At 49.8% G+C, this 22,312-nt stretch carries 27 protein-coding genes, 1 tRNA gene and 1 other annotated feature; of the genes, 3 read left to right on the forward strand and 25 right to left on the reverse strand.

Annotated elements, in window-relative coordinates; translation table 11 throughout:
* Positions 1-2 precede the first annotated feature (2 nt).
* From CK797_RS01125 to CK797_RS01175, 11 genes are all read right to left on the reverse strand, one after another.
* Complete coding sequence (locus tag CK797_RS01125; protein WP_104687981.1) at positions 3-293, reverse strand: exodeoxyribonuclease VII small subunit; 291 nt, start codon at positions 291-293, stop codon at positions 3-5.
* Entirely contained in the window at positions 293-1,633 is a 1,341-nt protein-coding gene (xseA, locus tag CK797_RS01130; protein WP_104687982.1) for an exodeoxyribonuclease VII large subunit, read from the reverse strand. The genes CK797_RS01125 and xseA overlap by 1 nt, the downstream gene beginning before the upstream one ends.
* Positions 1,620-2,483, reverse strand: coding sequence for a bifunctional 5,10-methylenetetrahydrofolate dehydrogenase/5,10-methenyltetrahydrofolate cyclohydrolase (locus CK797_RS01135; protein WP_104687983.1), 864 nt, complete (start codon positions 2,481-2,483; stop codon positions 1,620-1,622). Before CK797_RS01135 ends, xseA begins: the two co-directional genes overlap by 14 nt.
* Before the next feature lie 125 nt (positions 2,484-2,608).
* Positions 2,609-3,019: a transcription antitermination factor NusB gene (gene nusB, locus CK797_RS01140; RefSeq protein WP_104687984.1), complete on the reverse strand. Its 411-nt coding sequence runs from the start codon at positions 3,017-3,019 to the stop codon at positions 2,609-2,611.
* Positions 3,016-3,462, reverse strand: a complete 447-nt coding sequence (locus tag CK797_RS01145) for an Asp23/Gls24 family envelope stress response protein (RefSeq protein ID WP_104687985.1) — start codon at positions 3,460-3,462, stop codon at positions 3,016-3,018. The genes nusB and CK797_RS01145 overlap by 4 nt, the downstream gene beginning before the upstream one ends.
* Before the next feature lie 102 nt (positions 3,463-3,564).
* Positions 3,565-4,239: a 2'-5' RNA ligase family protein gene (locus tag CK797_RS01150; protein ID WP_225365000.1), complete on the reverse strand. Its 675-nt coding sequence runs from the start codon at positions 4,237-4,239 to the stop codon at positions 3,565-3,567.
* A 2-nt stretch (positions 4,240-4,241) separates the two neighbouring features.
* Positions 4,242-5,318, reverse strand: coding sequence for a M24 family metallopeptidase (locus CK797_RS01155; RefSeq protein WP_104687987.1), 1,077 nt, complete (start codon positions 5,316-5,318; stop codon positions 4,242-4,244).
* Positions 5,319-5,375: 57 nt separating this feature from the next.
* Positions 5,376-5,657 carry a 50S ribosomal protein L27 gene (rpmA, locus tag CK797_RS01160; RefSeq protein WP_057806106.1) on the reverse strand — a complete coding sequence of 94 codons (282 nt, stop codon included), beginning with the start codon at positions 5,655-5,657 and terminating at the stop codon, positions 5,376-5,378.
* A 23-nt stretch (positions 5,658-5,680) separates the two neighbouring features.
* Positions 5,681-6,004 (reverse strand): ribosomal-processing cysteine protease Prp, encoded by a 324-nt coding sequence (locus CK797_RS01165; protein ID WP_104687988.1) that lies wholly within the window; start codon positions 6,002-6,004, stop codon positions 5,681-5,683.
* 15 nt (positions 6,005-6,019) lie between these two features.
* Positions 6,020-6,328: a 50S ribosomal protein L21 gene (gene rplU / locus CK797_RS01170; RefSeq protein ID WP_104687989.1), complete on the reverse strand. Its 309-nt coding sequence runs from the start codon at positions 6,326-6,328 to the stop codon at positions 6,020-6,022.
* A gap of 13 nt (positions 6,329-6,341) precedes the next feature.
* Positions 6,342-6,411 (reverse strand) — a sequence feature (ribosomal protein L21 leader region).
* Between the two features lie 108 nt (positions 6,412-6,519).
* Positions 6,520-7,164 (reverse strand): TetR/AcrR family transcriptional regulator, encoded by a 645-nt coding sequence (locus CK797_RS01175; protein WP_104687990.1) that lies wholly within the window; start codon positions 7,162-7,164, stop codon positions 6,520-6,522.
* Positions 7,165-7,348: 184 nt separating this feature from the next.
* Between CK797_RS01175 and CK797_RS01180 the strand changes: the two genes are divergently transcribed.
* A tRNA-Arg gene (locus CK797_RS01180) sits at positions 7,349-7,422 on the forward strand.
* A gap of 473 nt (positions 7,423-7,895) precedes the next feature.
* On the opposite strand, the gene CK797_RS01185 is transcribed toward CK797_RS01180, so the two are convergent.
* Genes CK797_RS01185 through CK797_RS01195 form a run of 3 tightly spaced genes read right to left on the reverse strand, consistent with a single transcriptional unit; the run spans position 7,896 to position 10,395 of the window.
* Entirely contained in the window at positions 7,896-8,423 is a 528-nt protein-coding gene (locus CK797_RS01185) for a hypothetical protein (protein WP_104687991.1), read from the reverse strand.
* The gene (locus CK797_RS01190; RefSeq protein WP_104687992.1) at positions 8,424-9,512 is read right to left on the reverse strand and encodes a hypothetical protein; all 1,089 of its coding nucleotides are present in this window, start codon (positions 9,510-9,512) and stop codon (positions 8,424-8,426) included.
* Complete coding sequence (locus tag CK797_RS01195) at positions 9,499-10,395, reverse strand: exonuclease SbcC (RefSeq protein WP_412458014.1); 897 nt, start codon at positions 10,393-10,395, stop codon at positions 9,499-9,501. The genes CK797_RS01190 and CK797_RS01195 overlap by 14 nt, the downstream gene beginning before the upstream one ends.
* A 204-nt stretch (positions 10,396-10,599) precedes the next feature.
* Here CK797_RS01195 and CK797_RS09200 point away from each other — a divergent pair, with 204 nt between their 5' ends.
* On the forward strand, positions 10,600-10,725 hold the full coding sequence (locus CK797_RS09200; protein ID WP_263851276.1) for a hypothetical protein: 126 nt from the start codon (positions 10,600-10,602) through the stop codon (positions 10,723-10,725).
* A gap of 67 nt (positions 10,726-10,792) precedes the next feature.
* Here CK797_RS09200 and CK797_RS01200 read toward each other — a convergent pair whose 3' ends face one another.
* The 4 genes from CK797_RS01200 to miaA all read right to left on the reverse strand — a co-directional run bounded on the left by CK797_RS01200 (position 10,793) and on the right by miaA (position 16,284).
* Positions 10,793-11,968 (reverse strand): aminotransferase class I/II-fold pyridoxal phosphate-dependent enzyme, encoded by a 1,176-nt coding sequence (locus tag CK797_RS01200; protein ID WP_104687994.1) that lies wholly within the window; start codon positions 11,966-11,968, stop codon positions 10,793-10,795.
* Between the two features lie 123 nt (positions 11,969-12,091).
* On the reverse strand, positions 12,092-13,594 hold the full coding sequence (gene gltX / locus CK797_RS01205; RefSeq protein ID WP_104687995.1) for a glutamate--tRNA ligase: 1,503 nt from the start codon (positions 13,592-13,594) through the stop codon (positions 12,092-12,094).
* Between the two features lie 170 nt (positions 13,595-13,764).
* The gene (gene glnA / locus CK797_RS01210; RefSeq protein ID WP_104687996.1) at positions 13,765-15,108 is read right to left on the reverse strand and encodes a type I glutamate--ammonia ligase; all 1,344 of its coding nucleotides are present in this window, start codon (positions 15,106-15,108) and stop codon (positions 13,765-13,767) included.
* 252 nt (positions 15,109-15,360) lie between these two features.
* Entirely contained in the window at positions 15,361-16,284 is a 924-nt protein-coding gene (gene miaA / locus CK797_RS01215) for a tRNA (adenosine(37)-N6)-dimethylallyltransferase MiaA (protein ID WP_104687997.1), read from the reverse strand.
* A 115-nt stretch (positions 16,285-16,399) separates the two neighbouring features.
* On the opposite strand from miaA, the gene CK797_RS01220 reads away from it, so the two are divergent.
* Positions 16,400-16,576, forward strand: a complete 177-nt coding sequence (locus CK797_RS01220; protein ID WP_104687998.1) for a DUF3042 family protein — start codon at positions 16,400-16,402, stop codon at positions 16,574-16,576.
* Positions 16,577-16,760: 184 nt separating this feature from the next.
* On the opposite strand, the gene CK797_RS01225 is transcribed toward CK797_RS01220, so the two are convergent.
* The 7 genes from CK797_RS01225 to CK797_RS01255 all read right to left on the reverse strand — a co-directional run bounded on the left by CK797_RS01225 (position 16,761) and on the right by CK797_RS01255 (position 22,234).
* Positions 16,761-17,180 (reverse strand): rhodanese-like domain-containing protein, encoded by a 420-nt coding sequence (locus CK797_RS01225; protein ID WP_181049499.1) that lies wholly within the window; start codon positions 17,178-17,180, stop codon positions 16,761-16,763.
* A gap of 12 nt (positions 17,181-17,192) precedes the next feature.
* Entirely contained in the window at positions 17,193-18,164 is a 972-nt protein-coding gene (locus CK797_RS01230; protein ID WP_104688000.1) for an ROK family glucokinase, read from the reverse strand.
* Positions 18,165-18,184: 20 nt separating this feature from the next.
* Positions 18,185-18,424 carry a YqgQ family protein gene (locus CK797_RS01235; protein WP_104688001.1) on the reverse strand — a complete coding sequence of 80 codons (240 nt, stop codon included), beginning with the start codon at positions 18,422-18,424 and terminating at the stop codon, positions 18,185-18,187.
* A gap of 6 nt (positions 18,425-18,430) precedes the next feature.
* Entirely contained in the window at positions 18,431-19,090 is a 660-nt protein-coding gene (locus CK797_RS01240; protein WP_104688002.1) for a rhomboid family intramembrane serine protease, read from the reverse strand.
* Between the two features lie 3 nt (positions 19,091-19,093).
* Complete coding sequence (locus CK797_RS01245; RefSeq protein ID WP_104688003.1) at positions 19,094-19,648, reverse strand: 5-formyltetrahydrofolate cyclo-ligase; 555 nt, start codon at positions 19,646-19,648, stop codon at positions 19,094-19,096.
* Between the two features lie 214 nt (positions 19,649-19,862).
* Complete coding sequence (rpmG, locus tag CK797_RS01250) at positions 19,863-20,012, reverse strand: 50S ribosomal protein L33 (protein WP_104688004.1); 150 nt, start codon at positions 20,010-20,012, stop codon at positions 19,863-19,865.
* Positions 20,013-20,149: 137 nt separating this feature from the next.
* Positions 20,150-22,234: a peptidoglycan D,D-transpeptidase FtsI family protein gene (locus CK797_RS01255; RefSeq protein WP_104688005.1), complete on the reverse strand. Its 2,085-nt coding sequence runs from the start codon at positions 22,232-22,234 to the stop codon at positions 20,150-20,152.
* Between the last annotated feature and the right edge of the window lie 78 nt (positions 22,235-22,312).

The following is a 22,312-nucleotide window of genomic DNA, read 5'->3' on the forward strand; positions in this document are numbered from 1 at the left end:
GATTAACCCTTCACCTGGTCCCCGCTGCCATAGCCGCGGTTTCCACCACCATTGTTGCTAGGATCATCGTCAGTGCCCTCGTAGACCCGCTCGTTACCCTCATCGTCAATTAGGTGACCAAGGGTCTTCTCAGCGTCATTCAGCTTTCCCTGCAGCCGTTTGGAGAGCTTTATCCCCTCCTGAAACTGCTTTAAAGCCTCCTCCAATGGGACGTTTCCCTGCTCCAGCTGGTTGACGATTGCCTGCAGCTGGGCCAGTTGTTCTTCAAAACTTGGTTCTTTTTTGGTTGCCATTATTTTTTCTGCTCCTTGATCTTAGTAATCTCTGCCAGTGCCTGTCCATCGCTGAAGTGCAGCTGAATGGACTGGCCAACCGCTAACTGGCTGGCATGGTTGACCACACGCTGGTCCTTGGTGACATAGGTGTAACCTCGGCCCATGATCTTCAGCGGACTGAGGGTATCCAGCTGCCGGATCAGGCTGGCCACCCTTTCCTGACGACGCTGATAGTCGGTCTGCACACTCGTCTTCAGCTGTTTGGCCAACTGGGCAAGCAGCTGCGACTGCTGGTCAATCTGGTGACGCGGCGAACTGGCTGCCAGCCGACTGGCCAGCTGCTGAAGTTGGACCTTGTAGTTTACGAAGGTGTTTTGCTGTAGCTGGATCAGCTGCTGGGTAAGCTGGTCAACCTTCTGGGCATAATTCTCGTACAGACGGGTCGGCTGCTGAAAAATGTAGCTTTGGGTCTGCTTAGCCAGTTCTTTCTTGGCAAAGGCAATTCGGTTCTGCATTGCGTTGGCTAGCCGATTCTGGTCATCGTGAATAGCCAGCAGGGTGTCGGTTAGAACTGGGGTCGCCAACTCAGCCGCCGCGGTCGGGGTGGCAGCCCGCTGGTCGGCTACCAGGTCCGCAATCGTCGTGTCAGTTTCATGACCAACTGAGGAGATCACGGGAATTTTACTGTTGGCAATGGCCCGGGCGACCACCTCTTCGTTGAATGGCCAGAGATCCTCAATTGATCCCCCACCACGACCGATGATCAGGGTATCAAAATCACCCCGTTCGTTGGCCCGGTTGATCTGACGGGCAATGTCAGCTGCTGCCTTTTCTCCCTGAACCACCGTCGGATAGAGAACCACCTGGGCAATCGGGTAGCGCCGCCGCACGGTCGTGTTGATATCGCGGATAACTGCCCCATCGAGGCTGGTAACCACCGCAATCCGCCGTGGAAACTGCGGAAGAGGCTTCTTCGGCCGGCTGAAGAGTCCCTCAGCACTCAGCTTCTTCTTGAGCTGTTCAAAGGCCACGTAGAGCGAACCGACACCATCCGGTTCCATCTTGTCGATATAAATCTGGTAACGGCCGTTACGCTCATATAGACCAACGTGGCCCACAACCAGGAGTTTCATCCCCTCCTCGGGACGAAACTTTACTTGACGGAACTTGCTCTCAAACATGACCGCGTCGATCACAGCCTTATCGTCCTTAAGGCTGAAGTATTGATGACGCTGACGAAGACGGAAGTTTGACAACTCACCAGTCAGATAAACAGTCTGGAGGTAAGGGTCGCGGTCAAATTTGAGCTTTAGGTACCGGGTTAGCTGGCTGACCGTCAGATACTTACCGTTGTCCATGATGCCTCCATTCCGCCATGTCGACTGTCTGCTCCATCAGGCTAGCAATTGTCATTGGTCCTACCCCGCCAGGTACTGGTGTAATCAGGCTGGCAATGTCTTGAACATTTTCAAAGTCAACATCGCCAGTCAGTTTTCCAGACGGCAGACGGTTAATACCAACATCGATCACCACGGCACCGGGCTTGACGTCCTCCTTCTTAATGAGGTGCGGGCTACCCGCGGCCACCACCAGGACATCAGCCTGACGGGTAGCGGCACCCAAGTCTTGGGTATGCCGGCTCGCTAAGGTAGTTGTCATGTTAGCATTGTTCAGCAAGGCAACCATTGGCTTACCAACTAGGATGCTGCGGCCAACGATCGTGGCATTCTTCCCGCTTAATTCTACGTGATGGTGATGCAGGATGGTCATTATCCCCCGTGGGGTGCAGGCCACCGGATAATGTCCCGGCTGATTGGCGTAGAGCCTGCCCAGGTTAGTCGGATGCAGTCCATCTACGTCCTTATCAGGCCGGATAGCGTTGGTGATTGCCAGACCGTCCAGTTGGGGCGGTAGTGGCTCCTGAACCAGGATGGCATTAATACTATCGTCTTGATTATACCGATCAATGGTTGCCATCACGGTCGCCTGGTCAACATCGGCAGGAAACTTCTTGAGGATTGACTTGATCCCCATCTTCGTAGCCCGGCGATGCTTGTTTCGCGTGTAAATAATACTGGCCGGGTCATCCCCAACAAGGATCACTACAATTCCCGGCCTGACCCCACGATCAGCAAGTTCGGCGACCCGTTTGGCGGTCTCCTGATTCAGTTCTGCGGCCAACTGGCGGCCGTCAATTACTGTTGCCATTGCGCAAGTCCCCCTTCATAAAACTAAGAACTAGTGTCTATTTTACCATGTTCACCATGAGCCCCAAAAGTCCCTAAAAAGGGGTTGTAGCAAAACAATGCTTTGTCACAACCCCCCTTTCCTATTTAATTTGCTAATTGACGTTCGAACTTTCCTAGGGCACCATTGATAAACTTACGCGACTTGTCATTACTGAAGGTCTTGGCAAGTTCCAGAGCCTCGTTGATTGCCACCGCCGTCGGCACATTATCCACGTACTGCATCTCAAACAAGCCAATACGCAGAATTACCAGGTCAGGCTTGGCAAGACGGTCGATCGTCCAGTTATCAGCCAGCAGGGAACTGATCTCTTGATCGAGCTCGCCTTGGTGTTCATTAACTCCTTCAACCAATGTCTTCAAGTATTCGGGAATCTGGTGCTGGTCATGATGCGGAATAGACTGGTAGATCGTAGCAAGATCAGTGTCCGCATCCGTTTGTAGGGCAAACAGGACCTGGAAGGCCTCCTCACGAACCTGGTGTCGATTTAAACTCATTCCTGATCCCCCGCTTCTTCATCATCTTTTTTCTCACCAAAGATATCGTCTGGGTCAACGGTTTGGTCCTCGACCGCTGCCACGATACCCTTTACGTGAACGTTGACCTCAGTAACCTTCAGGCTGGTCATCAATGCCACCTGCTGCTTGATCCGTTCTTGAATCAGGCCTGCTACCTTAGGAACCGAGATACCATATTCAACGTAAACATCAACATCGATTGCCAGTTCATCCTGGTCATTGGCAATCTTCACGCCCCGTCGAAAATCGGATCGGCCTAAAAGTTCACTGACGCTATTGGCAAGCGTGCCATACATCTTTGAAACACCGTCGACTTCACTAGCGGCAATTCCCGCAATGATCTCCAGAACACGCGGAGCAATCTGGATCGTGCCAAGGGACTGATCATCATCGTTGAGGATAATTCTTGAATCTTCTGCCATTACTAGTCCTCCACTTCTCTTCGTCACCGGACCACCTAGTCCGATTTTTAGATTACTTATTCTATTTTGCACTAATCAGAGGTAAAAATCAATGTCCCCGATTTATTCCGCCAGGGTAAACGTGTCCACTGGTTGAACCCAATGATTGTACCAGTCATGAATGACCAGGTCCATTCGGTGACTAGTAAAATCGCCAAAGGGTAAAGAACCGTTTGCGTCGATCAGCTTGACCACGGTGGCTGGGTCCCGCAACGGTTGGGCAAACCGGGCCACGGTGACATGACCGGAACGGGTCTGGTAGCGCTCATGGACCGCCAGACCGGCTCGAGTCAGGTTGGCTCTTAGCTTCCTTCGTAGCACCTGCAGCGCTGGGGAATAATAGCCCTTGACCATCACAGCCCCCGGACTCAGTACCAGTCCCGACAAGTGCCAGCCGATTACCGGCGTTCCCGCCACCGTCATCTTCACCACCTGCCGGTAGCGTTTCTCTTGGTCAGGAACCAGGTGGAAATTGGGGCGGGCACCAATGATGTCCATGGCGGTAATGTGCATATCCGATGCTGGGTAGCAATATAGGTCCGGCTCCACATTCTGCAAGGCTTGGAGAACAAAGGCAATGTTACGAGAAATATGGGCAGGCAGGTGAAAGATCAATGATAATCCCCGCCGGTCATCGTTAGCTGCAGTCAGGTAAGGGTCCACTGCTTCCTGATGGGCAAGCAAGGCCTGATGTCCCCGCTGGTCAATTTCAGCATAGAGTTTTTGCAGGTTGTCCATCACTAGTCGCCCACAATCATCAGGTCGGTTGGGGCCTTTGTCAGCACCAGCGGACCACCATGGGTCACCACAACATCGTCCTCGATCCGGACCCCACCGATCGTTGGAATGTAGATTCCCGGTTCGACCGTAATTACCTCGTTGTTATGAAGCTCGACATCCGTAGTTGCTGGGCCATAGCTGGCCGGCAGCTCATGAACAGCCAGCCCGATGCCATGTCCCATCCCGTGGTTAAACTCATCATCGTAGCCGGCCTCAGCAATCAGCTGACGTCCGTATGCATCCAGATCATTACCGTGGATACCAACCCTGATGTGGTCAATTACCTGCTGACGAGCGGTGTTGACAATTTCGTAGACATCGCGCAGCTCAGGATCAATCGAACCAACCGCAAACGTTCGGGTCATGTCAGCAGTATAGCCGTCGACGAAGTAGCCAAAATCCAGAGTTACCACGTCACCATCATCAATTATCCGGTTCCCCGCTGTAGCGTGTGGCTTGGCTGCATTTTCCCCACTAGCCATAATAGTCGGGAAAGAGGCACCACTGGCCCCATGCTCCTTCATCCAATAGTCCAGCTGGTTCGCCAACTGGCGCTCCGTCATTCCGGGATGGGCCTGTTCCAGCACATACTGGTAGCCCTGGGTCTGCAGGTCGGCAGCCCGCTGGAGTTTGGCCAGTTCACCACTGTCCTTGATCATCCGCATCTTCTCAATCAGGTTGGTGAAGGGAACAATGTCAGCTACCATTACCTCATCTAGGACGTCATAAAGCCGGTAAGAAATGGTGTCCTCATAACCAAGAACCGTTACTTTGAGGGCCTGGCAGATCTTGTTGAGGGCCCCGTAATAGTCCCGAGTGATTGTCGCTACCACCTCATCACTGTCAAATTCCTCCAAGGCCAACTGGTAGCGGTCGTCAGTGACAATGATGGCATCGTTGGCAGTTACCAGCAGATAGCCGTCTCCCGCCATCAGGTTAAAGCCGGTCAGGTAGAGGATGTTCTCATGGTTTGTCACCAGAAAGGCATCAATGTAGAGCTTGGGCAGGCGGTTTTGCAGGCGTTCAATTCGTGTCATTATGAATCCTCCATTTTGGTACAAAAAAAGCACCGCGCAAGGCAGTGCTTTTTATTATTATTCGGCAACTGGGTAAACAGATACCTTCCGCTTGCTGCGGCCCATGCGTTCAAACTTAACAACACCGGCTACCTTAGCGTAAAGGGTATCATCACCACCACGGCCCACGTTTTCACCTGGGTTGATGTGCGTACCACGTTGACGGTAGATGATTGAACCAGCAGTAACTACTGAACCATCAGCAGCCTTGGTCCCCAGACGACGACCAGCTGAGTTCCGACCGTTGGCAGTGGAACCGCCCCCTTTGTGGTGGGAGAAGAATTGCAAATCCATAATCATAGTTGTTCACCTCCAGCAATGAACTAATTTAACATTTTAACTTCAATGTTGTCAGGATAGCTCTCCTGGATGTCCAATAGGCCATTCAAGAGGGTCTCCAGCAGGAGCTGACTGTCATGGTCACTCCTTAGTCCGGTGACCTTAAGAAAGCCACCGTTGTCATTATCGCTCGTAATTACCGGATGGGCCTGAACCAGCTTGTCCAGACCATTGATCACAGAGATCGATAATGCCGAAACCGCCGCACACACGATATCCTGGCCATATGGGCCAGCATCGGCGTGGCCGGTGATCTGAAATGCGGTGATCCGCCGATCCGAATCTAAATTGAAATGGGCCCGAATCATTGTCTCACCCCCGCATTAAGCGTTGATCTTGTTGATCGTAACCTTGGTGTATGGTTGACGGTGACCCTGCTTAGTGTGGGTGTGCTTCTTTGGCTTGTACTTGAAGGTAACAACCTTCTTTTCCTTGCCTTGCTTGTCAACAGTACCTTCAACAGCAGCACCATCAACGAATGGCGTACCGATCTTGGTATCATCGCCGCTGACCAGAACAACCTTATCAAAGGTTACCTTGTCACCCTGCTTAGCATCAAGCTTTTCAACAAAGATTGACTTACCTTCTTCAACCTTGTATTGCTTGCCACCAGTAACAATAATTGCGTACATATTGTGCACCTCCTTAGTATCTAAGACTCGCCGAATCAAGCAGCAAATGCTTTAAACTTGATAGCGCGCGGTTGTAGTTGTTGGTTCACAAATACAACGTTTGTATGATAGCAAATTTTATCGCGCCCGTCAACAAAAAATCAAAAAGAAAACAGCCGTCACAATAACGGCTGCCGAACAACTTCTCGGGGTCAGATCTCTTCGACGACTGAGTCCCTTTCGCCACTAAAGAAGCCCACAAGTGATGCCCCATCGTTGTTTAATTGGTTGAACATCTTGGCAGTGCTCTGGGTCATGTAACGGGATGTATAGATCATCCCGTCTTCGAGCCAGTGGCTGATCAGGCCAAGAAATGCCGAACCAATGAAGGAAATCTGCAAATTTAAAGGAACTTCAAGCTGTTTCTGATTATCTGTAATAACATTACCATAAGTGGTTAAGTAATTGGCTAGGCGGTTATAGAATCGCTCGTAGAAACCATTATCGTTTTCATCATTCAAAAGAACATCAAAAATATCGGCATTGTTTTCAATATACTGGAATGCCTTCTGCAGAGAAATCACCTGCACTGTCCGCTCTTTTGACAAGCCAAATTTCTCACTATCCACCATCACCTGTGCAAAGAAATCATCGAGAATATCCTTCATCGCGGACTCAATAAAATCCTGCTTATCGCGGTAGTGAAGATAGAAAGTTCCGCGGGTGATGTTGGCAGTTTCGGTAATCTTCTGCACGCTGATGTTTTCAATTTTGTCACGACGCATCAGATAAACAAGAGCCTTGCGCAGACTGTTACGGGTCTTGATTACGCGCGGATCTGTTTTATTAACAGCCATAAATCATCATCCCTCCATTGCTAAGCTTAAGTTCCCCCTTACTTCTATACTTCTACCAATTCATAGTATAGTGGCCTTGAAAACGCTTTGTCAAACAAAATAGCGTTTATCCTAATAAAAAATTTATGTTAACTAAGCAAATATTGACACGACCGCCTCGAAGATTATATACTGGATCCTGTCTGGGACGGTAGCTCAACTGGATAGAGCATCGGTCTTCTAAACCGAGGGTTGTGGGTTCGACCCCCACTCGTCCCATTTCAGATGTTGATATACCAACGTTTTGAGGGGATTTGTGTGCAAAAAGTGCGCAAGCAACCTAAACTGAAAACAACTCGAGTACCATTTCAGTACTCGAGCTGTTTTCTTTAACTTGAAAGCGTGTCTCGCTTCCTCGACCTCCCCATCAATTCATCTTCAAATAAGAAATGCAAATTTCTTATTGTTCCTAATTATTTAAGATTTTATACTGATTGTTACAAAAGTATTGCAAAATTAGTGAATGGTAACAATAATATTAGATAGAAGATTGATTTGGGGTGATTAATTATGTTGCCATTTTTGATTATTGTATTAATTCTTGCTGGATCGGTCATCGGCAACATCGTGTCAAACAACCGGGTTCCTGGTAAGCATAGCGCTGCCGCCCGTGATCGTAAAGCATAATCACTGTTTAACCTTCAACAAAGAAAAGAGTGCAAAGACGTTTTGCCTTTGCACTCTTTTTCTTTCTAATTTTCATACTGCTTAGCAATCCGCTCCAACAAGTCCAGATACTCCTGCTGGAGAGCTTCTGGCTGGTAGCTGAAATCAACCATCCCCATCTTAAGCAGGAGGTGCCAAGCGTGGCGGAAGTCCTCCTGACGGTGGCTATAGTAGGCCCCATTCAGAAAGTGCTTGATTGCTAGGTACTCCTTATTCAGATCGGCCAGCTTGGTAGACTGCTTAGCGGTTGTAACCCGTTGCCACTGGTCAGCGTCCATCACAACCAGGTGGGTCCACTGTTTTTTGGCACTAAACAATAGTAGGAGGGCCAGGGCCTTCAGGTAGCTTTGCCGAGCCCGGTTTGCATCATGCTCTTCCTGGTCAAGGACATCAGCCCATCCCGCCGCCTGGGCAAAGTTAGCCAGCTGACAGTCGAGCTGAACATAGATCGTCTGCTGCCGAGCTGCCGGACCAATCAGTAGCTCCTTAGCATCATCAATTGTCAGTTCAAGATCGACCACCGTATGCAACATCTTGGTAATATCTAGTGACATCTAATCATCCTCATCCCGTTCTGCTTGTTCGCCTGTCGTGTCTCCTTCATCTGTTGGTTCAACCGGTGTAGGGACAGTTTCCTGTGATGCAGGTGTCGTCGGCTCCGTAGGTACTGTTGGCTCTGTTGGAACGGTCGTAACCATCGGGGTCGTTGGCTCATCGTCCTCCGCAATAATCAATTGTTCTGACCGTACTGCCAGGGCATCCCGATTAGCCAGGTACCACTGCCGAACCATGTTGTAGTGAAGCAGGATGTCAAAGAAGGAGACCTGTTCACCAGGATCCTTGACCGCAAAGGCCCATTCCTGGCTATAGTCATCCGGATCAAAAGACAAATCGAACTTTATTCCCTGGTCCAGTAGCAATTCTGCCCCACTGTTATGTGGCAGGTTCATCAGCATGTAGTCAGTCGTTCCGGTCTTGACAAAAAGCCGGTCGATCACAGTTAACTGCAGGTCTGGCTGTTGAAGCTTAAACCGTTGGTCATTGGCAGTATTCAGGATCCCTAGATTAATCGTGAAGCCTAGGTCATCAGCCAATTCATTGGCAAACTCAATCAGCGGTTTGATAGCGTCACGCAGCTCCAAATCGCTGTGCTTCTTCAGGGCGTAAACAATGAAGTAGTTAACCAGGGCCCGGTTATTAAATTGAAATAGGCGCTGGTTGAGGTTCATGTAGAAAAGCGGCTGCTCTTGGTGCTGCTCGGTAAAAGCCGCTTCGCCGTTGGCACCGACCACGAACTTGAAACGTGCATCAGTCAACGGGTCAACGGTAGCCACAAACTCGTGCTGGTGGTTTTCATCGACCGTAACACTGGATACGTTATGCATCTCTAAGAGCCGGCCCATAAAGAGCATACAGTAATCGGCCGCTTGGTAGTGCTGTGGAAAGTCGATAAAGGCGTTATGAAGATCCTGCTCAGTCAGTTTGCCAGCGGCGGACAGAAGTTCCTCTGCCTGATCGGTTGAGGCCAGTTGGTCAAGCAGGTCAACATAATGCTGTCCGCGCTTTAAAACATCCTTGAATGAATCGGCCAGAGCGGTAATCCGGGCTGCCGGAGAATTTTCGATCTTATTAGTCATCTGCATTCACCTGCTTCCCAGCGTCTTGATCTGAGGTCAAGCTCTTGAGGTAGTCGGCGTAGAGGTTGCGATTGGCCAGCTCAAAATCCTCAAAACTGCCGAAGGTATCAATGATACTCTTCTGTTCGTAGCTCAGGATAGTGTTCTCCTTGGACAGGGCCAAGACAACCTGTTCGTTTTCCTTGATCGTCTGAGCCGCCGTCCGTGCCTCTGTTTCCTGGTCCTCCAGCTTCTGCAGCTGGGCCACCAGTTCTTCGCGGGTAGCTCGATTCCGACTGGATTCAAACAGGCCGGAACGGGAGTTTATGTCCTTAAGCTCAGCCTGAATCTGCTGACGCTTCTCTTCACGCTCCCGTTGATGATCAATCAGCTCCTGAAGACGGTCATTTTCACTGGAGATCTTATTGATTCGGTCACTATTGTAACGCTTGTTCTTGCGGGCCAGTTCAAATGACTTGTTCAGCATCTCGTACTCAGTCTGGTCAAAGGAGAAGCGTACATTTAAGACGTCTAGCTCCCCAAAGCGCCGCCGGTCCCACCAGTTACCAAAGTAAATCCGGTAGTGACCAGTCTGGTACTCCTCATAATAGAAGAACGGGTAGGTCTTGCCCAGGTACTTGATCAGGTTGACACTGAGATAACTGCTCAGCTGGTCAGCCAGGTCGTCAACCAGGCTCATTACCCCTTCGTCATTGGGCTGCTGCTCGCGATGCTCAATCTCCTTGGCATAACGCTGGTTATCCAATAGCCGATAAATGTCACGATCGTGGTGCTGGTCAATGGCGTGGTTGAGTTCCTGTAGGTACTTGACCTTAGTCGTAATCCGGCCCTCGATTTCTTGACTAACATCTACGGCCTTGCTGTCTTGATTTTTACTTGCCATAAACATTTCTCCTTGTCTGAATACTAGTTTAATCTTAGCCAACTTTTAATAAATTTTAAAGAAGCAAATTGGTAATTGAGGACTTTCTTAACAATTTAACTATTCAATATTGTAATCTTTATAATATGAATTATAATATACGTAACAGATGTTTTACTTCCGTACGATATCTGTTATCAACGGAGCGTTTCGAAAAGAGGCGAAGTTATTATGGCACTGAGCAAACAAGAACGTAAAGAAATGGCTCGTAAGGCCATGGAAAAGCGTGGAAACAAGAAGCCTGATGGCTCTGGTTTCGCAAAGCTTGATGAAGAAGCCAAGAAACTGAGTGACTAAGCTTTTTGAAACAATCCAAACCAAAAGAGCAAGCAATTTTAGTTGCTTGCTCTTTTTCTAGTTTAAATCACTTTTGCTGGTCCTGGCAGAACCGCTCAAGTCGGTCCATCCCCTCCTTGATCTGGTCCATCGCTGTTGCGTAACTGAAGCGGAGATAACCCTCGCCCCCAGCACCAAAGAAGGTTCCAGCCGTTACGGCTACGTGGGCTTCCTTAGCCAGCTGGTAGATCAGTTTGGTATCATCCTGGTCTAGGAAGGCCGGAATTTTAGCAAAGATATAGAAAGCCCCCATTGGCCGTGAGCACTTGAAACCCATCTTCTCCAGCCGAGAAAGCATGTAGTCCCGACGTTCAATGTACTGACGATCCATCTCATCAATGGCCGCAGTCCCACCACGCAGGGCCGCCTCAGCCGCATCCTGGGTAAAGGTAGCCACGTCCATCATAATAAAGGAGTGAACCTTGAAGATCTCACTGGTGATATCCTTTGGCGCACAGAGATAACCGATCCGCCAGCCAGTCATGGCGTAGGACTTTGAGAAGCCGTTAGTCAAAATGGTCTGATCCGGCAGGGACTTAGCCATCGAAGCGTATTCACCGTCATAGTTGAGTTCACTATATATCTCATCACTGATGGCAAAGATCGGCTTGCCCTTGATCAAGGCAGCCAGGTCATCGAGTTCCTCCTGGGAGTAAGCGATCCCTGTCGGATTGGATGGATTGACGAAGATGATTGCCTTCACCCGGTCGCCGTACTGATCAAGGTACTTCTTCAAGAGGGCCGGGGTCAGCTTGAAGTCAGTGACCGAGGTGTCGACCTCGACCGCCTGGGCCCCACCGATGATGGCATCCGGCCCGTAAATGGAGAAGGTCGGGGTCGGTACCAGAACCACGTCACCGGGGTTGGTAACGGCCGTAATCGCAGCGTAGGCCCCCTCGGTGACCCCGTTAGTGATCAGGATCTCACTCTTCGGATCATAGTGAAGACCGTAGCGGTCGGCCAGATTGTCAGCTACCGCCTGTAGGAGACCGTCCGTCCCCCGCTGTGGAGCATAGTGGGTTCGGTTGTTTTGGATGGCCCGAATTCCCGCCTGCTTAACATACTCGGGGGTATCAAAATCCGGCTCTCCTAATGTGAATTCAATCACATCGGGGATTTTCGAAACAAATGTTGAAAAATCAAAAATCTTCAGTGTTGGCACATCGTTTAACGTGGCCCGCATGTGTTTACTCATTTCAACCATTAATGATCATATCCCTTCTTAAAAAAATTAGTGTTGATTATAGCCTAACTGATTTGTGCAATAGTGGTCAAGCTATTTAAAACAAAAGCCGAATGACAACTGCCATCCGACTTGAATTAGTTATTATTTAAATGCCGCGATCATCCGATCAAGCAATTCGATGTCCGTCTTGCGTGAGTAGATGTCCATGATCTCGTAGATCTGCGGTGCAGAGGTTGAACCAGTGAAGGCCAGGTTCAGTGGGAAGTAGAGGTAACGGCCTTTGATGCCGGTTTCCTTACCGACTTCCTTGATAGCCTGACTGTAATCGAGATCATCACCACCGTTGACCAGCTTATCCTTCAGGCCCTGCAGGACAGCAATAACGTCATCGTTGTTAAAGTCGTCGTTGTCAACCAGCTGGTCATAGTTGAAGTGCTCGTCTAAGACCTTGTAGTAGCTCCAAGCGTATTCAATCACCTCAAGCAGCTTGTTAACATCGCGCTGGTGAACGTGGATCGTCTTCTTGATGATGTCTCGACAATCGTCCTCTGGAATGCTCTGCAGGCGCTTGGCTTCCTCTGTTTCGCCCTCTTTAACCAATTCCATTGTCCGGTCAGTCAGTTCGTCCACAGACATGGCCTTGATATATTGAGCGTTCATCCAGTCCAGCTTCTTTTGGTCGAAGTAGGCTGGTGCCTTGGACATCCGGTCAGGGTCATAAACCTTGATCAGTTCATCCTTGGAGTAAATTTCACGCTCGCCCTTTGGTGACCAGCCCAGGAAGGCAATAAAGTTGAAGATGGCCTCGTGAAGGTACCCGTGCCGCTTGTATTCGCTGATGAACTGCAGGGTGTCCTTATCCCGCTTGCTCAGCTTCTTCCGAGTCTTCGGGTTGAAGATCAACGGAATATGGCAGAAAGTTGGGTGTTGCCAGCCAAGAGCCTCATAGATTGCAATCTGCTTTGGCGTGTTGGAAATATGGTCGGCACCTCGCAGGACATGGGTGATGTCCATGGAGTGATCATCAACAACAACGGCAAAGTTATAGGTTGGCATCCCATCACTCTTCTCGATGATGAAGTCCCCACCAAGATTATCGGAATTGAAGGAAACGTGCCCCCGGGCAATGTCATCCCACTCGTAGTCGTGATTCTTTGGGAAGTGGAAACGGATGGTTGGCTTCAGGCCCTTGGCCTCAGCCGCCTGCTGGTCTTCTTCACTCCGGCCATACCAGCGACCATCGTAGTGAGGAGCCTCCTTGTTGGCACGCTGACGTTCCCGCATCTCCTGCAGTTCTTCCTCGGTCGTGTAGTCCTTGTAAGCAATCCCCTTGTCCAACAGTTCCTGGATGTATTTGTGGTAGATTCCCTGAGCATTCCGTTCGCTCTGCCGATATGGGGCGTACTTCGGGTTTGGCTTGTTTGGACCCTCGTCCCAGTCAATCCCTAACCAGTGCAGGTTCTCCCGCTGGCTGGCTTCACCATCTTCAACATTTCGCTTCGTATCGGTATCCTCAATCCGTAATACCATCGTTCCGTTGAAGTGACGTGCAAATAAGTAGTTAAACAATGCTGATTGGGCATTTCCAATATGCAGGAAACCGGTTGGACTTGGTGCATACCGAACTCTGACCTTTTGATCCATTTTATCTAGATTCTCCTTTAGTAACTAATTAACAGCAAAAAGCCGCTATTACAACAAGTATAATTGTATCTGAATGTCGCTATTTGTCAATTGACCGCAAGAAAAAGCCGAAAGGTTAACGCATGTATATCCCTTCCAGCTTTTCCTGCTTAGTTGGTTTTTAATATTGATTAGTACTCTTCCATGTACTGCTGCCGTTCCCAATCAGACACGTGCTGACGGTAGCCATCGTATTCACGGGTCTTAGCTTCCATGAAGCTGTTATAGAGGTGTTCACCCATGGAATGCTTGATAACATCATCGGCTGCTAAATCCTTGAGGGCGTTGTGAAGGGTATCAGGCAAGTTGACAATCCCCTTCTTCTGCCGTTCGGCCAGGCTCATCTTGTAGATATTCTCATCGATGTTGTGAACCGGTGGCAGGTCATTACGCAACCCATCCAAACCAGCTTCCAGGACACTGGCAATGGCCAGGTACGGGTTGGCCGACGGGTCCGCAGACCGTAGTTCCAGCCGGGTCCCCATTCCACGATCATTTGGAATACGAACCAGCGGTGACCGGTTCGAGGTCGACCAGGCAACGTAAACCGGGGCCTCGAAGCCGGGAACCAGCCGCTTGTAGGAGTTAACAATCGGGTCACAGATGGCAGTAAAGCTCCGCGCGTGCTTCATCAGGCCGCCAAGGAAGTGGTAAGCCGTCTGGGAAAGCTGGTTCTTATCATTTTCATCATAGAAGGCATTCTTGCCATCCTGACTGAATAGGGACATATTGAGGTGCATCCCAGACCCGTTGATACCGGACAGCGGCTTAGGCATGAAGGTAGCGTGAAGGCCGTATTTCTTGGCAATCGTCTTTACTACCAGCTTGAAGGTCTGGATGTTGTCGGCCGCCTCCATGGCATCAGCGTACTTGAAGTCAACCTCGTGCTGGCCCGGGGCAACCTCGTGGTGGGCAGCCTCGACATCAAAGCCCATCTTCTCGAGGGCTAGGACAATATCGCGCCGGCAATCCTCACCGCGGTCAGCCGGTTCCATGTCGAAGTAGTTCTCCTGGTCATTTACCTTGGTGGTTGGGTTACCGTTCTCGTCGAGTTTGAAAAGGAAGAATTCTGGTTCTGGACCGATGTTGAAGTCCTTGAAGCCGAGCTTCTGCATGTCCTTGAGCACCCGTTTCAAGTTATTCCGCGGGTCACCGGAGAATGGCGTCCCATCGGTGTTGTGAACGCTACAGATCACCCGGGCTACCTTCCCGTGTTCGGCCCCCCATGGGAAGACCAGCCAGGTGGACATGTCCGGATAGAGGTACATATCACTCTCCTCAATCCGGACAAAACCATCGATAGAGGAACCGTCGAACATGATCTTGTTGTCCAGCAGCTTCTCAAGCTGACTGACCGGTAAATCAACGCTCTTGATCGTCCCTAACAAGTCGGTGAACATTACCCGCAAGAAACGAATGTCTTCATCTTTCACCATTTGACGGACTTCTTCTTTTGTATATTCTCGCTTAGCCATTAAATTCATTCCCTTTCAGTAAAAACCAGTTACGCTAAAGCCATTGATAACCGTGACCTTAATTTTATTAAGTCATCGCCGCAGGGTGATAACCGAACAATTATTTTTGGCATAGACCAATGATGGATAAATGCTCGAAAAATCAGTCCACAATTACTTTTTCAATACGTTTTTAAGGATACCAATCCCCTCTGGACAAGTCAATTGATATCAGAACTTTAAGTTAATTGAAACCTTTTTCGCAGGTAGACTTTATTTAATTAACCATGCCTGGACCAATTCGTTAATTTGTTCAGGTGAGTTTCGGCCACCAACCAGGTCAAACCAATGAACAGTCATTTTATTGCGAAACCAGGTTAGCTGACGTTTAGCATAATGACGCGAGTCCTGCTTAACTTTCTGAATTGCCGTATCCAGGTCGTACTCTCCAGCAAAGTAGGGATAAAATTCATGATAGCCAATCCCCTTACCCGCCGGCAGGTCAGCTCCCCCGCGATCATAGAGCCAGCGAGCTTCATCGATTAGACCGTCCTTGACCATCATATCAACCCGGCGATTGATCCGGTCATATAGGACGGGCCGGTCCGTCGTCAACCCGATTAGCAGGAAGTCGTTGGGACTCTCCTGGCGGGGCTGGTCGGAAAAACGACGCCCAGTCTTCTCAATCACTTCCAGGGCCCGAATCACCCGGCGGAGGTTCCCAGACTCAATGTTCTTTTCGGCTACCGGGTCGAGTTTGGCAAGACAATTTCGGATATAGGATGCCCCCCGCTCCTCAGCCAGTTGGTGCCAGTGCTGACGTATCCGGGCTGACTGGGCATCAAAGTGGTCTTGTCCTAAAGCAAGATTGTTAGTCAGCGTCTGAAGATAAAAACCGGTCCCGCCAACCACCAGGGGAAGGTGATTTCGACCGCTGATAGCGGTGATTGCCTGGTTCGCCTGCTGTTTAAACATGGCTGCCGAGTAACGATCATGAATGTCACAGATATCGATCAGGTGATGAGGAATCCCAGCCATCTCATCCGGCGTAATCTTAGCCGTGCCGATGTCGAGATGGCGGTAAACCTGCATTGAGTCACCCGAGATCACTTCACCATTAAAACGTTTGGCAATCTCAATGGATAGTGCCGTCTTCCCCACTGCGGTCGGTCCTACAATTGCAACTATTTTAGCCATTTAATCTTCTCCCACAATTCATAAATTATCGCAAAATTTAGTATAAAGCACTGGTAAATTATACCCAAGTCAATCATAATAGACTTAAGTTAATAACAAAAGGAGGATCTTATTTATGAAGCAATTCACTAAGGGTGTCTTCATTGGTGCTGTATCAACCATTGCTGCTCTGGCCGGTGCTGCCGTAACCTTCCACAAGAACGTCATCAAGCCGGTTGAAGAACAAGAAGAAAAGTTTGATGAAAATCGGCGCGCCGCTATCCGCAAGGGCCGTTCTGCTCATCAAATCTAATAATCATCCCTATAACAACAAAGGGGCCGGGAGAAAACTTGTTTTCTCGCCGGCCTCTTTTTAGTTCTGAATATTACAAAGTAGTTATGAGAAACAAGCGGGTCCTTAGCGTCAACCTCCGTCCTATGCTAGCCGTACAGGACGCCGAGAAGCTTATTTCTCAGCCTCTGTTTTTTGCTTAAATTTAGTACTTGGCCTTCTTGGTCTTGCCGTCCCAGCTATTGTAACCACCCTTCAGAATATACAGCTTATGATAGCCATGTTTTCCCAGGAAAGCGGCCGCCTGGGTACTGATGGTCATCCCCTGATCATACAGGTAGACGGGCAGGTCTGGCCGAAGTTCGCCATATTGCTGACGCAGATAAACATACGGCAGGTTACGGGCCCCAAGAATGTGACCAGCCTTAAACTCATTCTCCTGGCGCAGATCAATCACCTGGGCCTTACGGATCCCCTTTTGGAACTCCTCCTGGCCCAAAACAGTGGCATAGTGGTTACGCCGCCAGTATTGAAAGACCCAACTCAGCAACCAGGCCAGCAGAAGAATAATAACAACAGTATTGAAAATTAATAATCCTTGACTAACTCCTAAAATCACGATCAATTCGCCTCACTATTACTCGTTGGCAAACTGCCGAGCTAGAGAAGCGGCACCGATGACCCCGGCGTCGTTACCCAGTTCAGCCAGCTTCAGTTGTGTCGAAGTCCGTACTGTTGGGAAGGCGTACTTTTCAAAGTTAGCCTTGACCCGCTTGAGCAGGAAGTTTCCGGCAGCAGAAACCCCACCACCAATGACCACATATTCAGGATTGAGGATGTTACTCAGGTTAGCACAGGCCAGCCCCAGATAATGAGAGACCTCGTCGACTACCTTGTTAGCCAGGTAGTCGTTTTCTTTAGCTAGGTCAAAGACAATCTTGGAGGTGATTTCGTCACCGTTGTCAATCATGGCCTTCAGGCGGCTGCTGCCCTCGTATTCCTCGGCCTTGTCCTGAGCGATGTGAACAACCCCGGTTGCGGAAACGTATTGTTCCAGACAGCCACGGTTACCACAAGTACAAAGGTAGCCGTCTGGCTTCACGATCATGTGACCGACCTCGCCGCCGGCACCGACCAGTCCGTGAACCAGTCTGCCGTTGGAGATGATTCCACCCCCAACACCAGTCCCAAGAGTGATGAAGGCAACATCGTCACCTTCGTTACCGGCACCCTTCCAGCGTTCACCAAGTCCGGCCACGTTGGCATCATTATCAAGGGCAAACTTCATTCCGGTACCAGCTTCGATGGCTTCCTTGACGTTCTGGGTCGTCTTCCAGTTCAGGTTGTAGGCACCGACAACGGTCCCCTTATCCCGGTCAATCGTCCCTGGGGTCCCCATCCCGATCCCGATAAACTGATCCTTATTCATCTTATAAAGGTCCAGATGGTGGTTGATGGATTCAATGATGTCCGGAACGATGTGGGAACCTTCATCCAGAATATTGGTCCGAATTGACCACTTCTGTTGAATTTCACCATTTTCCGTCAAAATTGCAAACTTGATGGTCGTTCCACCAAGATCAACACCAAATAATTTCTTGTTTGCCATAATAATTCCTTTCCTGGGGATTAGTATAGTTTCCCCGTTTGTTCTCGTTTCAATTCTTCACGATGCTCCTTGCGCAGGACGATCTTGGCCTTCATATAGGTCGATCGATCAACGACCCCTGACTGGTAAAGGTTATCCAATTCGATTGCCATCAGTTCAATGTCGTATAGGCGCTTGCCAACATAGACAAACACGTTAAACTCCTTGAGCAACTGCTGTACATCATATAACGTTCTAAATTCACGCGGTACCATTGTCATGACTAATCAGCTCACTTCCCAGATCAGAACCAGAACACCAACCAGCAACACGATAGCGCTCACCCAACGCTTGGCGTTTGCTGTCCGTCCCAGCTTGGGGGCGCCAACAACGTATGCCATTAAGAAGCCTCCTATCAGACCGCCAATGTGTCCCGCTAGGTCAATTCCTGGCACTAACAGGTCGGTCCCAACGTTTAACAAGACTAGGATGAGAAACTGACGACTGAGTTGGCGTAACACCAGATTGTCCCGAAATGACTCACCAAGCATCAAAAAGGCCCCAAACAGTCCAAAGATCGCCGTGCTAGCCCCGGCTGCCAATCCGCCTGCCAGCCAATAGGCGCTACAAAGGTTACCAATGATGGCACTGCCGAAGTAGATAACCACCATCCGCCAGTGGCCAAACAGCTGCTCGATGTAGAGCCCAAGAAAGTAAAGGGTCAAGCTATTAATTAACAGGTGGGTAAACCCAATATGAACAAAGACCGGAGTAATGAGGCGCCACCACTGGCCGGCCCGCAAAAGATCCAGTTGTAAGGCCCCAAAGTGTACTAGTACCGCCGGATTGGTGGATCCGCCAACCAGGGTCATTGCCAGGTAGACCAGGACCTGGATAGCTACCAGGGTAACGGTAACCGGCGCCAGGGACCAACTACGCGACCGCATTGATTAACACTCCGCCAGGGTCAGAATCCTAGCAATGTGCTGGTCATGTTCGTCCGGCTGCCACTCATCGTCAGTGGCCAGCTGAGTCGGTAAGGCCAATGAGACCGTGTCCCCGTGATACCTGCTCAGATAGCGATCATAGTAACCGCCCCCGAAACCAAGTCGGTGTCCATTCTGGGTAAAGGCCACCCCTGGAACCACCATCAGTTCAATCTCGTCGGGACCATATACCCGGCCATCCGCTGGCTCCAAAACGCCGAAGGAGCTCTCCACAAAGCTGGTGTCCTCCGTGATCTCAACAAACTCCATCTGCCGCTTAGGAAGGGTCCGTGGCACCACCACTGTCCGTCCCTCATGACGGGCGTGCAGCAAAATTGGGGTCGTATCAATCTCAAATGATTGGCTGAGGGTCAGGGCAACCACCTTGGCACGCATCCACTCTGGTTGGTTAAAAAGCATCGAAGTCAGACGCTTTTCTTCGCTAAGACGCGTATTAAGATCTAGCTGCTGGAGGCGTGCGATGTAGGCCTGGCGCAGCTCATTCTTGGAATACGTCATTACTCTCAAATCTCCCCTTTATACAAAATGATAAACGGTTACAAGAATACATTATTACAGGTCACCCCTTAATTTGCAAGCGTTTTTTCCGGTGGTAAATTGTTTAAAAGCATTTACCTACCACCGGTGATTAATTCACCAGGGCCTGATTTTGTGCATAAAAAAACCAGCAATTGCAAAAAGGCAATGGCTGGTTTAATGAACTAAGCAATCATTACTTAGTTTCGCGGTGTAATGTTACCTTGCGTTCCCGTGGGCAGTATTTCTTTAATTCAAGCCGGTCGGGATTGTGACGACGGTTCTTGCTGGTTAAGTAAGTCCGCTCGTGGCATGAAGTACATTCAAGGGTAATGTTGACACGCATGAGTTATAACCTCCAAACTTTATTTGATCTTAATTGGTTATTTATCGTAACCCTAACTCGTACAACTATATCATTTATTAATTGGTTTGGCTAGTGATTTAGCAAAGTTTGTTAAGGAAATTGCCTTGACAGGCCTGCTATTCCCCATCCGTGAAGCCTTTAGGCGACTGAACCATCTTCCAGTAAGCCTCAAAGATCTGCTTAGCCATGTTGATGTTGGCACCCCCATTTTCGTTGGTCGAGCCCGGAATGGCTAAGGCGACAACCACCTGCGGATCGTTAGACGGTGAATAACCAGCAAAACTGATCGTCGCGGTAGGATGTTTCTTGTAGAAGGTTTCGGCTGTCCCCGTCTTCCCGGAAACGGATGGCTTAACCGTCCCTAATGACTTGGCGGTAACGTAAGGGCTGGTCCCATGGGTAACCAGGTAGAGCCCGTGTCTTACCAGGTCGAAGTCGGCCTTGGAAGCCGGAATCGTGGCTTGAACCTGCGGCTGGGTAGTGTATGCAACCTTACCCAACTGACCGTTCTTCTTGGTGCCCCGAATGGACTGAACAACATACGGCCGCATCCGGTAACCCCCGTTAGCAATTGTTGACATGTACTGGGCCAGTTGAATAGTGGTATAGCCATCGTAGTTCCCATAGGCCAAGTCAAGGGCTGAACCAATGTGCTCCTGTGTCGAAGGTCCGAGGTAGCCAGCCGTTTCACCCGGCAGGTCAATTCCGGTCTTGACTCCGAGCCCAAACATGTTGAAGTAGCCCCGCTCCTTAGCAAAGATACTTGGCTTCAGAGTGATCTGAGCGTTAGGACTGTACTTCATGCCTCCTTCTTTCATCGCCAGCTGCATCATGTAAGAGTTGGAGGAAACCTCAAGGGCGGTTGGCGCATCCAGTGCCATGTTGGCTGAACCACCGTGGTTAAACCAAGAACCCTTAGAGGAGGTCCCGGCCACCTTGATCGGCTGATCGACCAAGGTATTATTCGTTGGTGTAATCACGCCATCCATCAGGGCACCCATAATCGTGGCCCCCTTGACAACCGACCCCATGGTGATCGGGTGGTTAATGGCCCCAATCTCATCAGGAGTCTCTTTTCCGGTCGCTGGATCCCGATCGATTCCGGCCATTGCCAATACCGCTCCGGTGTGCGGATTCATGACTACAGCGTAGACACCGGTTGAGTAAGCGTTCCCCGCCGCAGAATAGTTATTCTTGAGGATCTCTTGAACCCGGTTCTGGAACTTGGAGTTGATAGTCAGAACCAGGTTATCCCCCTTCTTTCCAGGGTACTTCATGACTTCCTTGGTCACACTGTTATTTTTCGTGGTAACCTCCGTCTGCGACTTGGACCCGGCCAGGGTAGCCTGATATTCCTTCTCCAGGTAACTCTGCCCCACGCTATCGTTTCGAGAGTAACCTTGCGAAAGCAGACTATTGACCTGATCACTAGGCAGTCCCGTCGTGGAAACCGTCCCGGTCAGGCTTTGAATATCCTTGCCCTGAGGATAGTTCCGCGTCCAGGCAGTTCCAATCTTAACCCCGGGCATCTCGCTGAGGTGTTCGCCAACAGCAGCCAACTCGTCAGCAGTAACCCCCGTTTCCTTGATGTAGGTTGTTGATAGAGAGTAAGCCCCGCTCATTGCTGCGTAAATCCGAGCATTATTCTTCTGCTGACTCGTCAGGTGCCAGGCGTCCGGGTGGCTGTTCAAGTAGTCTAAGGCCCGGTTGTACTTGTCATCCTCGCTATCGTCGCTACTGGTCTTGACGTGCTTGAGGATGCTATCCAGCCGCCCCTTGTCCGCCAGGTAGTAGTCCTCTTCGTTTCGATCGGTCAGCCGGGAATTCTTATTGGTTACAGTCACGTACCGGCCAAGTCGGTTAGCAATCTTGTACAGTTCAGCTGTGGTAACGTTTGATCCCTTCGTGTAGGTGATTGCCTGGTGGGTCTGGTTACCAACCATGACCTTTCCCTGAGCGTCATAGATCATTCCCCGCTGGACATTATTGGTCTGAATCGAGGTGTCAGACCGCTTAACCTCGGCCTTATACGCTGTCCCGTTCAGTACCTGCAGGTAAAACAGCCGGGCCGCCAGTGCCAGCAAAAGAATGGCAACAATCCACAACAGAAAGTTCAGCCGGAACGGAATCACCGACTGAGCACTGCGTTTCTTGCGGTTTTGTGAATTAAATAAGTTCTTTATTCGATCAAAGACTTTCACAGGATCTCAATTCTCCTTCATTGTAGTGACTATTATTCTACCAAATTTTGTCGTTGGGCGCAGAAAGCCCCTCACTAC

The sequence above is a fragment of the Limosilactobacillus pontis genome, from assembly GCF_002940945.1.
GTDB classification, from domain to species: Bacteria; Bacillota; Bacilli; order Lactobacillales; family Lactobacillaceae; genus Limosilactobacillus; species Limosilactobacillus pontis_A.

Coding starts and splice junctions, on each gene's coding strand:
- CK797_RS01145 (WP_104687985.1), bottom strand. CDS start 3,462: ATGGCAGAAGATTCAAGAATTATCCTCAACGATGATGATCAGTCCCTT.
- rpmG (WP_104688004.1), bottom strand. CDS start 20,012: ATGCGTGTCAACATTACCCTTGAATGTACTTCATGCCACGAGCGGACT.
- CK797_RS01125 (WP_104687981.1), bottom strand. CDS start 293: ATGGCAACCAAAAAAGAACCAAGTTTTGAAGAACAACTGGCCCAGCTG.
- nusB (WP_104687984.1), bottom strand. CDS start 3,019: ATGAGTTTAAATCGACACCAGGTTCGTGAGGAGGCCTTCCAGGTCCTG.
- CK797_RS01200 (WP_104687994.1), bottom strand. CDS start 11,968: ATGGTTGAAATGAGTAAACACATGCGGGCCACGTTAAACGATGTGCCA.
- CK797_RS01190 (WP_104687992.1), bottom strand. CDS start 9,512: ATGCAGATGACTAATAAGATCGAAAATTCTCCGGCAGCCCGGATTACC.
- glnA (WP_104687996.1), bottom strand. CDS start 15,108: ATGGCTAAGCGAGAATATACAAAAGAAGAAGTCCGTCAAATGGTGAAA.
- CK797_RS01165 (WP_104687988.1), bottom strand. CDS start 6,004: ATGATTCGGGCCCATTTCAATTTAGATTCGGATCGGCGGATCACCGCA.
- CK797_RS01135 (WP_104687983.1), bottom strand. CDS start 2,483: ATGGCAACAGTAATTGACGGCCGCCAGTTGGCCGCAGAACTGAATCAG.
- CK797_RS01155 (WP_104687987.1), bottom strand. CDS start 5,318: ATGACACGAATTGAACGCCTGCAAAACCGCCTGCCCAAGCTCTACATT.
- CK797_RS01195 (WP_412458014.1), bottom strand. CDS start 10,395: ATGTTTATGGCAAGTAAAAATCAAGACAGCAAGGCCGTAGATGTTAGT.
- CK797_RS01230 (WP_104688000.1), bottom strand. CDS start 18,164: ATGGCAAACAAGAAATTATTTGGTGTTGATCTTGGTGGAACGACCATC.
- CK797_RS01175 (WP_104687990.1), bottom strand. CDS start 7,164: ATGGCTGTTAATAAAACAGATCCGCGCGTAATCAAGACCCGTAACAGT.
- CK797_RS01235 (WP_104688001.1), bottom strand. CDS start 18,424: ATGACAATGGTACCGCGTGAATTTAGAACGTTATATGATGTACAGCAG.
- CK797_RS01150 (WP_225365000.1), bottom strand. CDS start 4,239: ATGGACAACCTGCAAAAACTCTATGCTGAAATTGACCAGCGGGGACAT.
- CK797_RS01185 (WP_104687991.1), bottom strand. CDS start 8,423: ATGTCACTAGATATTACCAAGATGTTGCATACGGTGGTCGATCTTGAA.
- gltX (WP_104687995.1), bottom strand. CDS start 13,594: ATGGATCAAAAGGTCAGAGTTCGGTATGCACCAAGTCCAACCGGTTTC.
- rpmA (WP_057806106.1), bottom strand. CDS start 5,657: ATGATTATGGATTTGCAATTCTTCTCCCACCACAAAGGGGGCGGTTCC.
- CK797_RS09200 (WP_263851276.1), top strand. CDS start 10,600: ATGGCACTGAGCAAACAAGAACGTAAAGAAATGGCTCGTAAGGCCATG.
- CK797_RS01240 (WP_104688002.1), bottom strand. CDS start 19,090: ATGCGGTCGCGTAGTTGGTCCCTGGCGCCGGTTACCGTTACCCTGGTA.
- rplU (WP_104687989.1), bottom strand. CDS start 6,328: ATGTACGCAATTATTGTTACTGGTGGCAAGCAATACAAGGTTGAAGAA.
- miaA (WP_104687997.1), bottom strand. CDS start 16,284: ATGGCTAAAATAGTTGCAATTGTAGGACCGACCGCAGTGGGGAAGACG.
- CK797_RS01245 (WP_104688003.1), bottom strand. CDS start 19,648: ATGACGTATTCCAAGAATGAGCTGCGCCAGGCCTACATCGCACGCCTC.
- CK797_RS01220 (WP_104687998.1), top strand. CDS start 16,400: ATGAAGCAATTCACTAAGGGTGTCTTCATTGGTGCTGTATCAACCATT.
- xseA (WP_104687982.1), bottom strand. CDS start 1,633: ATGGACAACGGTAAGTATCTGACGGTCAGCCAGCTAACCCGGTACCTA.